This is a genomic window from Streptomyces sp. NPDC060000, assembly GCF_042737375.1.
In the GTDB taxonomy this organism is placed as follows: domain Bacteria; phylum Actinomycetota; class Actinomycetes; order Streptomycetales; family Streptomycetaceae; genus Streptomyces.
Window position 1 is genome coordinate 1 of the sequence record NZ_JBHWUU010000020.1, and the last position, 12091, is coordinate 12091.

General features: G+C 71.2%; 13 protein-coding genes. All 13 read right to left on the reverse strand.

Annotated elements, in window-relative coordinates; genetic code table 11:
* A partial coding sequence (locus ACFWBB_RS13095) for a glycoside hydrolase family 64 protein (RefSeq protein ID WP_385270179.1) occupies positions 1-1252 on the reverse strand: 1252 nt, incomplete at its 3' end.
* Between the two features lie 136 nt (positions 1253-1388).
* Entirely contained in the window at positions 1389-2144 is a 756-nt protein-coding gene (locus ACFWBB_RS13100) for a dienelactone hydrolase family protein (RefSeq protein WP_385270181.1), read from the reverse strand.
* A 153-nt stretch (positions 2145-2297) separates the two neighbouring features.
* Positions 2298-2918: an L-threonylcarbamoyladenylate synthase gene (locus ACFWBB_RS13105; RefSeq protein ID WP_385270183.1), complete on the reverse strand. Its 621-nt coding sequence runs from the start codon at positions 2916-2918 to the stop codon at positions 2298-2300.
* Between the two features lie 140 nt (positions 2919-3058).
* A complete protein-coding gene (locus ACFWBB_RS13110) occupies positions 3059-4282 on the reverse strand; it encodes a cytochrome P450 (protein WP_385270185.1) in 1224 nt (407 codons plus the stop codon).
* Positions 4279-5523, reverse strand: coding sequence for a cytochrome P450 (locus tag ACFWBB_RS13115; protein ID WP_385270187.1), 1245 nt, complete (start codon positions 5521-5523; stop codon positions 4279-4281). The genes ACFWBB_RS13110 and ACFWBB_RS13115 overlap by 4 nt, the downstream gene beginning before the upstream one ends.
* Complete coding sequence (locus ACFWBB_RS13120) at positions 5520-6146, reverse strand: ATP/GTP-binding protein (protein ID WP_385270189.1); 627 nt, start codon at positions 6144-6146, stop codon at positions 5520-5522. The genes ACFWBB_RS13115 and ACFWBB_RS13120 overlap by 4 nt, the downstream gene beginning before the upstream one ends.
* Entirely contained in the window at positions 6115-6480 is a 366-nt protein-coding gene (locus tag ACFWBB_RS13125) for a DUF742 domain-containing protein (RefSeq protein WP_385270191.1), read from the reverse strand. Before ACFWBB_RS13125 ends, ACFWBB_RS13120 begins: the two co-directional genes overlap by 32 nt.
* Entirely contained in the window at positions 6477-6899 is a 423-nt protein-coding gene (locus ACFWBB_RS13130) for a roadblock/LC7 domain-containing protein (protein WP_359123387.1), read from the reverse strand. The genes ACFWBB_RS13125 and ACFWBB_RS13130 overlap by 4 nt, the downstream gene beginning before the upstream one ends.
* Entirely contained in the window at positions 6896-8530 is a 1635-nt protein-coding gene (locus tag ACFWBB_RS13135) for a sensor histidine kinase (RefSeq protein ID WP_385270194.1), read from the reverse strand. Before ACFWBB_RS13135 ends, ACFWBB_RS13130 begins: the two co-directional genes overlap by 4 nt.
* Before the next feature lie 449 nt (positions 8531-8979).
* Positions 8980-9447, reverse strand: a complete 468-nt coding sequence (locus ACFWBB_RS13140) for a hypothetical protein (protein ID WP_385270196.1) — start codon at positions 9445-9447, stop codon at positions 8980-8982.
* 240 nt (positions 9448-9687) lie between these two features.
* Positions 9688-10998, reverse strand: a complete 1311-nt coding sequence (locus ACFWBB_RS13145; RefSeq protein ID WP_385270198.1) for a DUF3500 domain-containing protein — start codon at positions 10996-10998, stop codon at positions 9688-9690.
* 12 nt (positions 10999-11010) lie between these two features.
* Positions 11011-11424, reverse strand: coding sequence for an ArsR/SmtB family transcription factor (locus ACFWBB_RS13150; protein ID WP_385270199.1), 414 nt, complete (start codon positions 11422-11424; stop codon positions 11011-11013).
* Positions 11425-11580: 156 nt separating this feature from the next.
* Positions 11581-11955 carry a hypothetical protein gene (locus tag ACFWBB_RS13155; protein ID WP_189918668.1) on the reverse strand — a complete coding sequence of 125 codons (375 nt, stop codon included), beginning with the start codon at positions 11953-11955 and terminating at the stop codon, positions 11581-11583.
* Positions 11956-12091: the final 136 nt, after the last annotated feature.

The following is a 12091-nucleotide window of genomic DNA, read 5'->3' on the forward strand; positions in this document are numbered from 1 at the left end:
GGTTCATCGGATCGAGCGTCAGGTAGGCCTGGCGCGGCGAGCCGTCGTGGACGAGGGACTCCTGCTGTCCGACGTCGTCGAAGGCGAACGCGTACGCCTTGCCGTCGGCCATCTGCGCGTGGATCCTGCGGGCGTAGTGGTTGGTCACCGCGTCCTGGTAGAAGTCCGCCGTCGTCGTGTCGGGCTGGTTGGGGTCGACCAGGAGCGTGGAGCGGTTGAAACCCGCGCACAGGGTGCGGGAGATCGGCCCGCGCACGGCGTCGTTCGGGGCGTCCAGCAACCTGTGGCAGCCGAAGATGCTGGACGCGTCCGGCTTCTGGAAGCTGGTCACGACCGCTCCGGAGGCGTTGGTGAAGTTCAGCACCCCGCCCGAGACCCGGCCGTAGTACTTCGTGCCCGGCTGGTCGGCGAACGGGGTGACGGTCAGCGTGGTCGTCGCGTACTTCTGCCAGACGCGGTTGACGTAGTCGTCCATGACGTTCGCCGGGAGGGCTCCGGTCTCCACCCCGTAGAGCGGGGCGAGAGCCCGCAGGACGGTGCCGTCGGACCGGGTCTGGACGAGGTTCGCCCAGCCGCCGGGCTGGCCGCGCAGCGCGTTGAGGAACCCGTTGTAGCCGCCCGCTTTGAGATGCCCGGTGCTGACCGTGGACCCGTCGGCACGCTGCACGCCGACCGCGTACGGCGCGGAGAACATGTCGACCTGGGTGCTGTTCAGCCAGAGCCCGGAGTCGTTCAGGGTGTACTCCGACCAGTTGAACAGGATGTTCCGGTTCGGGTCGCCCGGATTCTGCACGGCCGGCTGCACCAGCCCGCCGGTGGTCAGTCTGAAGTCGAGCTTCTGTCCGTAGGAGAAGTAGATCCGGCCCGAGAACCTGGGGATCCGGATGGTGGCTGACCGACCGGCGGCCGGGCCCGCGATGGAGGCGTCGGGCGCCGGCGTGGGCGGGTTGCCGCCGCCGGGCCACGCGTGGAAGGCGCCGTTCGCGTCCGCCCAGCCCTGCTGTCCCGTGGTGAGGAGAGTGCCGAGGTCGTAGACGTACAGGGGTTCGCCGCGCCCCGAGTTGTTGGAGATCTTCAACGGGATGGTGTCGGCGACGGCCGCCTGGGCCGGCGGGCCGAGGGACAACAGCGCGCCGACGAGGGCGACGGCTCCGGCGAGTCCGAGTGCGCGTCTGCGGGCGAGTGTGAGCGTGATCCTGGAAAGCACTCTCCACCTCCGTGCGGGTAGGCCTGTGGGGTTGGTCCGTACCATGTTGAGAGCGCTCTCAAATTGGCACCGGGTTGTGCCCATGTCAACGATTTCGGCAAAAGGAGACGCCCGTGGCCCGTCCGGGCCCCGGGCGTTCACGGCATCGGCAGATGCTCAGAAGGTCCGTGTCGGCAGATGCTCAGAAGGTCCGCTTCAGCAGGTCCAGCAGTGCGGCCCAGTGCCGCTCCGAGCCCTTCTCGTCGTACGCGGCGGTGTCGGCCTGCGTGTAACCGTGCTCGGATCCGGCGTAGACCTCGCAGGTGTGCCGGACTCCCGCCGCGGTGAGGGCCTCCGCGAAGCGCTCGATCTGCTCGGGCGGCAGACCCGGGTCGTTGTCGGCGTGGCCGAAGTACACCTCGGCCGTGATGTGCGCGGCGGCCAGATGGGGGCTGTCCGGCGCGTCGGTCACGAGACGGCTGCCGTGGAAACCGGCCACGGCCGCGATCCGGTCCGGATGCGCACCGGCGGTCGGCAGGGTGAGCCGGGCGCCCATGCAGTATCCGGCCACCGCGACCGGGCCGTCCGCGACCAGCGCGCTCTCCTGCATCCACCGCAGGTAGGCGTCGGAGTCCCGGACGATCAGCTCGGGGGTGAGGGCCAGCACGAGCGGGTACAGCGTCTCGAAGATCTCCGGGCGCGCGGCGGGGTCGATGAACTCGGGCAACTCCATGATCGGAGCGCGCCCGTGACGGTAGAACAGGTTGGGCACCAGCACGCTGTAGCCGGCCCCGGCGAGCCGGTCGGCCATCGCCATCAGGTGCGGACGGAGCCCGAAGGCGTCCTGGTAGAGCAGCACGCCCGGCCGGGGTGTCCCGTCACCGGGATGCGCGAGATAGGCGTCGGCGACGCCGTCCTCGGTGGGTATGTCCACGGCTGTGCCCTGTACGGAGGTCATGGGGGCGCCTCTCTGCGCGGTGCGTTACGGCGAGCGAGCGATCGACCGGCCCCGGCGGGGGTCCGGGCAGCGCCCATCGTTGCATATACCATCCACCCGCCCGCCGGGACCTCCGGCGGGGGGCGTCCCGGTGCGGAACGTGTACGGAAGGCGCTACTCGAACCGGGTGGTGTCGCCCGCCCCGTGCCGCACGATCTCCGCCTCGCCGTCGGAGAAGTCGATGACCGTGGTCGGCTCGGTGCCGCAGTCCCCGGAGTCGAGCACGCCGTCCACCAAGTGGTCGAGCTGGTCCTTGATCTCCCAGCCCTGGGTCATCGGCTCGTCCTCGCCGGGCAGCAGCAGGGTGCTGGACAGCAACGGCTCACCGAGCTCGGCGAGCAGGGCCTGGGTGACGACGTGGTCGGGGATGCGCACACCCACCGTCTTCTTCTTCGGGTGCTGGAGCATGCGCGGCACCTCCTTCGTCGCCGGGAGGATGAAGGTGTAGCTGCCGGGCGTCGACGCCTTGATCGCGCGGAACACGTCCTTGTCCACTCGTACGAACTGGCCGAGTTGCGCGAAGTCCTGGCACACCAGGGTGAAGTGGTGCTTGTCGTCCAGGTTGCGGATGGCCCGGATCCGGTCGATGCCGTCCTTGCTGCCCAGCCGGCAGCCCAGCGCGTAGCAGGAATCCGTCGGGTACGCGATCAGCGCGTCCGCCCGGATGGCGGCCGCGACCTGGGAGATGGTGCGCGGCTGGGGGTTGTCGGGGTGCACGTCGTAGTACTTCGCCATTGGCTGAGCTTATGCCGTGCCGCCGGGCGGGGGCCGCGCAGGACCGCCGCGCGCGCACCGCCCGGCCCGGCGGCTCCGGGCGCAGGCGGACGCTCGACGCGACCGTGGCAAAGGCCCCGCGGGCCGGCATCCGCCACGTCTCAGCCGCGCAGCCGGACCGGGATCTCCTGCCAGCCGCTCGCGATGAACGAAGGCACCTGCCGCAGGTCTCCGGCCCCGGTGTCCAGCCGCAGCTCGGGGAACCGGTCGAACAGCGCGGGCAGCGCCGTCAGCGCCTCCATCCTGGCCAGGGGAGCCCCGATGCACCGGTGCACACCGATGCCGAACGCCAGATGATCGTCCGCAGCGCGCGCCGCGTCGAACACGTCGGCGTCCGCCCCGTAGTGCGCCGGGTCCACGTTCGCCGCCGCGTACGTCGTGATGACGGCGTCCCCGGCCGGGATCGTCACGTCACCCACCGTGATGTCGGCGACGGCGAACCGCAGCGGCAGGGTGGCGATCGGCGGGTGCACGCGCAGCGTCTCGTCGACGACCGCGTCCCAGCCGATCTCGCCCCGGCGGACGGCCGCCAGCTGCTCCGGCCGGCGCAGCAGCGCCACCGCCGCGTTCCCGATGAGATTCACCGTCGTCTCGAAACCGGCGCCGATGACCAGCAGCAGCGTGTACAGCAGCTCCTCGCCGCTGAGCCGGTCGCCCTCCTCGTCGCGCACGCGGATCAGCTCGGTCGTCATGTCGTCGCCCGGGTGCTCGCTCTTGTACGCGATGAGCGCGCCCAGCACCGTACCGATCCGCTCCTGCACGAACGCGGCGTGCTCAGGGGACGGGTCGGTGGTGTCCATGATCGCCGCGACGAGACGGACATGCGCCTCCCGCATGTCCTCCGGCACACCGAACAGTTCACAGACGATCCGCATCGGCAGCGGGTGGGCGAACGTGGCCTTGAGGTCGACCGCGTCGCCGCCCTTCTCCAGCGCGTCGAGCAGCTCCGTGGTGATCGTCTCCACCTGGGTGCGCATCGCCTCGGTACGCCGGTGGGTGAAGCTGGGCGCCACCAGTTTGCGCAGTCGCGCGTGGTCGGTGCCGTAGGTGGAGAGCATGTTGATCACACCGACCCAGCCCAGGATCCAGCCCCAGGAGGGGTGCTCGCCGACTTCCGGCCACTGCCGCCAGTGCTGCCGTGGGTCCTTGCTGACCCGGGGATCCAGGATCAGCGCCTTGAGCGCCTCGTACCCGGTGGGCGCCCAGGCCGGAATGCCGCCGGGCAGCTCCACGGGCACGATCGGGCCGAGGGCGCGCAGCCGGGCGCTCTCGGCGTGCACATCGGCGCCGAACGGGTCGAGGACGATGCGGTCGGTCACGGTCACGGACGGACTCCTGAGGGTTCGGAAGCGGGGGAGCGGGGGCTGAAACGTACGGGCAGCGCCGTCAGCGACCGGTGGAAGGGACCCGGCCGCCAGGTCAGCCGGTCGCGGGACACGACGGGTTCGAGGTCGGGCAGCCACTGGGTGAGCCGCTCGATCGCCTCGGTGACGAGCAGCAGCGTGTGCTGCTTCACCGGGCAGGCGTGCGCTCCCGCCCCCCACGACAGATGCGAGGCGTCGTTCGGATGCCGGCCGCCGGTCACCTCCCGCTCGGCGAAGATCCCGAGCGCCCCGTACGACACCACCACCGGCACCGCCTCGCGCAGCCACACCCCGTGGAACGCCACCGGCCTGCGGACGTAGTAGATGCCGTAGTTGGCCAGCGGCGTCTCGTGGTGCAGCACCTCCACCACGGCGTCCATGACGGGCCGGGCACCGTTGGTGAGGGTGGAGTAGTAGAGCGGGTTGCCCAGGATCCTCGACAGCGTGTTGGAGAGCAGGTTCGCCGTCGGCCCGTATCCGGCGCCGAGGGTGAGGAACACCTGCCAGGTGACCTCCTCCCGGGTCAGCCCGGCCGGATGGTCAAGCAGCCGGCTCGGCAGGTCGTCGCCCCGCCGCTCGGCCTTGGCGGCGATGAGGTCCAGCACGTACTGCGCGTACTCCGCCTCACCCACGGCCGCCCGGTCGCCGCCCTCCATCATCTTGCCCACGCCCGAGTGCAGCCGGTCGCCCTGGCTCTCCGGCAGGCCGAACAGGTCGTTGAGCACCAGCGCCATGAGCGGCTCGGCGAAGTCGCCGACCAGGTCGGCCTCGCCCTTCGGTCCGATCCGGCCGACCAGCAGCCGCACCGCCCGGTGCACACGCCCCCGCAGGTCGTGCGGTTCCACCAGGTCGAAGACGTCGATGAGGGTGGTGCGGTACCGGACGTGCGCGGCGCCGTCGGCGAACAGGGCGTTGGGCCGCCACCGCATCATGCCCAGCACCGGCGAGTCGTCCGGAACGGTCGCCTCCCACGCGCGCGGGTCGTGCGAGAACGTCTCCTCGTCGTGCAGCACGTCCAGCGCGGCGCGGCGGTCGGTGACCACGTACGCCGGCACCCCGGGCGCCAACTCGGCCCAGCCGACGGGACCTTGGGCACGCAGCGCCTGGTAGTACCGGTGCGGATCGGCGGCGAAGCCCTCGTCCCACAGCCGCACCGGTACCGAGCGTGTGAAGTCGTGCCGGTCCGGGGGATGGATGGTCACCGGGCCTCCATGGCGTCGGATCCGATCAGATGGTCGACGAGCGCGAGGAGCGCGTCGATCGAGGAGCCGGGGTCCCGCGCGTCGCACGTCACCATCGGCGTTCCGGGCTCCAGGTCCAGGGCCCGGCGCAACCGTTCCTCACCGTAGTGACGGGGCGCGTCGGGAAAGGCGTTGAAGGCCACCGCGTACGGCAGCCCGCTCTCCTCCACCAGGCCCAGGACGTCGAACGACGCGTCGAGGCGGCGGCTGTCGACGAGGACGAGCGCGCCCAGCGCCCCGTAGGCGATGTCGTCCCACAGCGCGCGGAAGCGCTCCTGCCCGGGCGTGCCGAACAGGTACAGCACGACATCCCCGGCCAGGCTGATCCGGCCGAAGTCGATGGCGACGGTCGTCGTGGACTTGTCCCGCACCCCGGCCAGGTCGTCCACCTCGGCGGACGCCTCGGAGAGGTGTTCCTCGGTGTGCAGCGGGCGGATCTCGGACACCGAGTCGATCAGGGTCGTCTTGCCCACCCCGAACGGTCCCGCGACCAGGATCTTCACCAGGTCGCGGGCGGTGTCGGGCCGGTGCACGGCGCCGGGCGCGCCGGCGTCAGGTGCGGTGTTTGAGGGCGCGGAGGCCATCGGCCACTCTCTTCAGCAGGTCGGGGTCGAACCGTTCGGCGGGCGGGATCGGCGCGCGGGCGAGAACCAGGTCCCGGTCGACGAGGTCGGCCGCCAGTACCCGCACCGCGGAGACCGGCAGTCTGAGCAGCGCGGCCGCCTCCACCACCGCCAGCGAGCCGCCCTCCAGGGTGTCGAGCAGGGCGAGTTCGGCGGCGGGCAGGCCGACCGGCAGCGGCTTCTCGCTACGGGCGAGCACCGACAGCCGTTCCAGGTGGGGACGGCTGGGCAGGGCCACCCCGCCGGTCGACAGATAGGCGGGAACGAGGGGCCGACCGGCCGGGCGGCGGGTCATTCCGGCGCGGTGTCGTCGGCTCCTCGGGACGCGGCCGCCATGGCCTTCTCGCCCAGTCGCGCCACCTGGGAGTGCACCCGGTGCGCCAGCAGGTCCAGCCGGGTCTCACCGTCGCCGTACGCGGCCACGCAGGTGCCGTGGTCGGTCGGCACGATCAGTACGTAACCGAGGTCGGACTCGATGACGATCTGGCGTACGTCGGCCCGCTCCCGGTCGGCGAACGCGGCCGCCGCCGTCCGGCAGGCCCCCTGCACGGTGCTGGTGATGGCGGCCACCCGCTCGGCGGACGGCTGCGAGAGGGCGTCGGTGTAGCCCGTCACGAGTCCGTCCCGGGTCAGCATGACGGCGGCCAGCACGTGCGGCACCTGCAGGATCGGTTCCAGCACCCATGCCGTGTCGCCCGTGTTGCGGCTGGTCATCTGGCCGCTCCCCCCTCGTTGTTGTCGGTGTCGGTGTACTCGGTCTGGCCGGTCCGGCCGGTCCCGTCGCTCCGGCGGGCGTGGCCGGTGTGCTCGGCCGGGTCGGTGCGGCTCGCCTCGCCGGTGTGTTCGACCGGGTTGGTCTGGCTCGCCTCGCCGGTGTCCTCGGCCGAGTCGGTCCGGTCGCTCCGGCCGGGGTGGTCCGTCCGGTCGGCCCGGTCGGTGTGATCCGTCCGGCCAGTGCGGTAGGCCGGGTCGATCGGGTCTGTCCTGGCAGCCGGGATGTTCCCCTGGCCGTCGGCTCTCGTGTTCCCGATGGCGGCGCGGGCCGCGGCCGTGCCGGACTGGAGCGCGCCGAGCGCGGCCGCGGCCTCCTCCGGGCGCCGTACCGCACGTTCCGCCGGGCTCTGTGCGGGTGCGGGTGCGCCGGCCCGGCCGCGGCGACGGCGCTGCGGCAGGCCCTCGGGGTCCCAGGGCTCCTGATGCCCCGGCGGTGCCTCGGGCGTGGCGGGCTCTGTCCCGTACGCGTGGGAGGGGGACGGCCGGTCGGCCGCGGCCCTGCGAGTCGTGCGCGGCGCGCTCGCGGCCGGCGGCCGGTCGGCCGGGTCCAGGTGACTGAGCAGATGGCTGTCGACCCGCAGCACCGCGCGTACCCCGCCGTACGGGGAGGCCGAGGACACGTCGACGCTCAGGTCGAACTGCCTGGTGAGCCGGCCGACGGCGGCCAGCCCCATGCGCGGCGGATCGCCCAGGTCGGTCAGCAGGATGAGGTCGTCGCCGGCCACCAGCCGCTGGGCACGGTCACGTTCGTCCTGGGTCATACCGAGGCCCGCGTCGTCGACGGTCACGCACACGCCGTGGTGGACGTGCTCCAGGCTCACCACGACGTCGGTGTCCGGGGCGGAGTGCCTGAGCGCGTTGTCGAGCAGCTCGGCGACGATGATGGCCACCGGCTCGACGGCGTGCGAGACCAGGGCCGTACCGGTCTCGAGGTGGTTGTGGACCCGGACCCGGTGGTAGCCCGCGAGCCGGGCCTGACCGCCGGTCACCGCGTCCACCAGGTGGGACTCCTCGCGCGCCAGCCCGACCCAGGCCCCGCACACCACGGCGGTGACCTGCGCGCGGCGCAGCGACTGCTCGTTCTCGTGGTCCAGCCGGAACAGCGTCTGCGCCAACTCAGGTTCGTCGTAACGCTGTTGAAGTCCGCGCAGCGCGTCCTGAAGCCGGTACAGGGCCGCCTGGATCTCCCGGGTAGCGCCCCGCATCCCGGCCTGCGCGGCCGCGTCGACCCGGGTGCGCTGGGCGGCCACCTCGGACTGGAGCGCCAGCACCACGTTCTCCAGGGCGGTGCCCAGGGGTGTGCCGGCGGTCAGCGGCTGGAGCGGGCCCGGTTCGGGCAGGTGCGCATGAGCCACCTGGCGGGCGGCGGCGGGCACGCGCCGGTCGGCCAGATGCTCGACCTCTGCCGTGAACGCCCGTATGGATCCGTCGAGTTGGGTACGCAGCGCGGCGATCTCGGCTCGCTGCCGGGTCTGTTGCCGCCGTAGCCGCAGCAGGCCGCCGCCGAGGGCGAGCGCGGACAGTGTGCCGACGGTCAGGCCGCCGACCACGAGGTCCGGTAATTCGATCATCGATTCGGTTCCAGGGAGGGTCGGGCGTCGTCTCGGTGCTCGTAGCAGGGGTGGCCCGGTGTGTTCGGACCGGGCACTCGTTGCACAGTACACACCGTCATTGATCGATCCCGCACGGTTGAGCGAGACTTGCCTCCCGAACTGACCGGTATCTGTTCGCTTCTGCGTCGACTGTCTGAATTGCCGTACGCGGAAGTTGAGTCGGACCGCCGGTAGCCGCTGCCCGACGGGCTCCTCCACGCCGCCCGATGGGCCGTGAGCCCCCGTGCCACGTGCCGATCCGACCCCGGCTCGTCGCGGAACGGGGTGCCGACGGGCGTGCCGTGCCCACCCGTTCGGACGTGCAGGGGGTGTCCGCGGCCCCGCCCGCCGCCTCGGCCACGACGAGGACGGCACGTCCCGCCGATGACGTCCCATCGCCCGCACCTCGGGGTCCTGTCGATGACGCGCTATCGGCCGCACATCGGGGTCAGTACCGCCAGGGTGCCGTTGGCCTGACGCAGGGCCAGCTCCAGAGTGACGGGCCCGTGCAGCGCCCCGGTCCCGTCCGGCGGTACCAGCCACTCCAGGGACCGCGCGGCCCGGTACGGCGGCGGCACCGCCACCCAGGAGCCCCGGCCCGCGCGTCGCAGTCCCGCGCCGATCCACCGGCTGCCGGGATCGGGCGGGAGGAAGAATCCGACCCGGTGGGCCACGGTGTCCACGAGCGTGGGCCCCGGGAAGAGGCGTGGCGCCTGCCAGAGCAGATCCAGCGTGAGCAGGCCCAGCCGGTCGGGCACGCTGAGCACGTCCCAGTAACGGCCCGCCTCCAGCAGGGCGATCCCGTCGCCCTGGTCCCATTCCCGCTTGCACAGTCGCGGGTCCGTCGCGGCGGCGGCGAGCCACTCCACGCCCCGCGTCCACATCGCATCGCTCATGTCGGCTCCGTGTGACGTCCGCCCCCGGCCGCATGCCGATCGGGTATATGCATGCTGGTAGATATTTCTACGTGGCGGAAGGGGTGGCGAACCCTGGCGTTCCGGTGTGTTTCGTTCGATCCCCGAGCCGGTGTTCGACACCGGCCCCGTGCACGCTACGGGGGCCGACACCGGCCGCTCAGGGGCCGGGCGACACGGGACGGTCACGTCGCCCGGGCCCGTCGCATGTCTGCCCGACGCTCAGTGGTCGTTCTCCAGGTGCAGCTTGAGCAGGTCCACGCCGTAGTCGCCGCCGTTGGGGGTGCGGATGACGGTGTGGATGTGCTGCTGGGTCGGGGTTCCGCCCGGCCCGCCCATACCGCCGCCCCCGCTGTCCTTGTTGCCGTAGGCGAGCGGCGACTGGGCGTCGTACTCGATGAGCACGACCGGGCTGTGCACGCGGTAGTAGAAGGCCGAGGAGTCCTTGGTCTCGCCGATCCAGTAGAAGTACGTCCTGTCGATGTGCTCCTCGATCTCCTTCATCCTCACCTCGGCGTGCCCGTCGGCCATGTTGCCGACGTAGACCCGCACCAGGTCCAGGAGTTTGTCCTGCTGGGCGGCGGTGAATCCGGAGGCGGCGAGGCCCTGGTGGGCGAGCTGGAGGTTGTCCTTGCCGGCGCCGGCCTTGAGGTTGTCCCCGGCCTTGGTCTCCGAGGAGATCACCTTCCCGCGCTGCGCGTCGGTGAGAGACCGCAGCAGGGTGAGTCCGGCCGTCGTCTCCTTCTTGAAGAGGGTGATCTTCTCGCCGTCGTAGGTGGCCGAGGTCGGCTCGGAGCCCATGAAGGTGGGCGTCATGACCACCTGGTCGCCGAGCACGAAGTAGTTGATGGCCACGTGGTGACCCTCGTACTGGAAGCCCCACGGCTGGGTGGTCGACGGCGTGCCCATGAAGGTGAAGAAGTAGGCGCCCTCGGTGAGGGTGTCCCGGTTGCCGCCGCTGTAGTCGCCGAGGAAGGCGTTGAGCTTCATGATGTTGCGGGTCTGGGTGAGTCCCTCGGCGGACAGGGCGACTCCGAGCAGCGCGTAGCCGAGGTCGCGCTGCTTCTCGGTCAGGTCGCCCATCCGGGCGCCCTCGCGCTGGTAGCCGTCGACATTGCTCCAGGCCAGCCACTCGTCGTCGTCCACCTCGAAGACGGAGGCCTTGCGTTCCTTGGTGGTCAGCCCGTCCAGGAAGGCCTGGGCCGCCTTGACGACCTTGTCGGTGGAGACGTCCGTGGCGTGGATCGAGTACAGGTCGTCCGCGACCTTGCCGTCGGTGGTGACACCGACGAAGTCCGCGTACTCGACCTCGCTCGCGCCGGGGCCCATTCCGCCGGCGCCGCCGCCGGGCCCTCCGGAGGGCATCCCGCCCGGGCCGCCGTAGGAGGAGGCGGCGCCCGCTGTGTCGGAGGAGCCGGAGGAGCAGCCGGTCATGGTCGCCATCGCGGCGACACCGCCGGCGAGCAGCGCCTTGTTCATGAACCAGCGACGGCTGCGCTCGGCAGCGGGGGTACGTGGTCGGTGTCCGTGCATGCGTCCCAAACTTCAGGACGTACCTGAAGGAAACCTGAAAGCGCTCACACCGGTCCCGTCATGTCCGTGAGGTGCCGCCCGCGGTACCGGAAGCGGCGGATCGGCCTGGCGCAGTTCCGCCAGCAACTCGTTCTGTCCCGCGAGTAGTTCGGTGAGGATGCGGCGGGCGGCCCGCAGCAGCTCGGCCACGTCGCCGCCCGCGAGCGCGTAACTGACCGTCGCGCCCTCCCGGATCGACACCACGATCCCGGAGCGGCGCAACACCGCCAGCTGCTGGGACAGGCTGGACGGTTCGATCTCGATCTCGGCGAGCAGGTCCCGTACGGGGACGGGGCCGCCCTGGAGCAGTTCGAGGACCCTGATGCGTACCGGGTGCCCGAGCATGCGGAAGAACTCGGCCTTGGCCTGGTAGAGGGGAACCTGCATGGTCGATCGCTCGCTCCCTGCCGCGTACGGTGCGTGCTGCGTCACGATCCTGGTGGCTGCGGGCTCCGCACACCCGTGTGATGCGCTGATCTGGATGTGTCGAGATGAAGAAATCTTCAATTCGAGGGTGTGCGAAGCCGCGCGCCGTCCGGTTGTCTATACCTCGAGCTCGGCCTCGATCCGCTTGAGCTGGTGGCGGGCCATGGCCAGGTTGGACCGGCCGCGGTCCAGGACGAGATAGATGAACAGCCCGCTGCCGCCACGGCCCTTGAGCAGCCGGATCAGGTGGTACTGGCTCGCGAGCGTGATCAGGATGTCCTCGATCTCGCCCTTCAGGCCCAGGTGCTCCATGGTGCGGACCTTGGCGCGGATCACGTCGGTGTTGCCGGCCGCGGCCACGTTCAGATCGAGGTCCTTGCCCCCGCCGAGTGTGCCGAGTGCCATGCCGCTGGTGTAGTCCACGACGGCGACCCCCACCGCCCCCTCGATCGCGGTCATCGTCTCCTTCATCGAGATCTCCAGATTCGCCACGGCACTTCTCCTGCCGGTCGCGCGGGCCCGGGCTCCTCCGGCCCCGCTGGTTCCCCGAACGTACGGAGCCCGTCCCCCCACAGGGTGACGCGCTTCGGGACTGGCCCGAGAAAGTTCGGAACAGCAAGATCTCTGA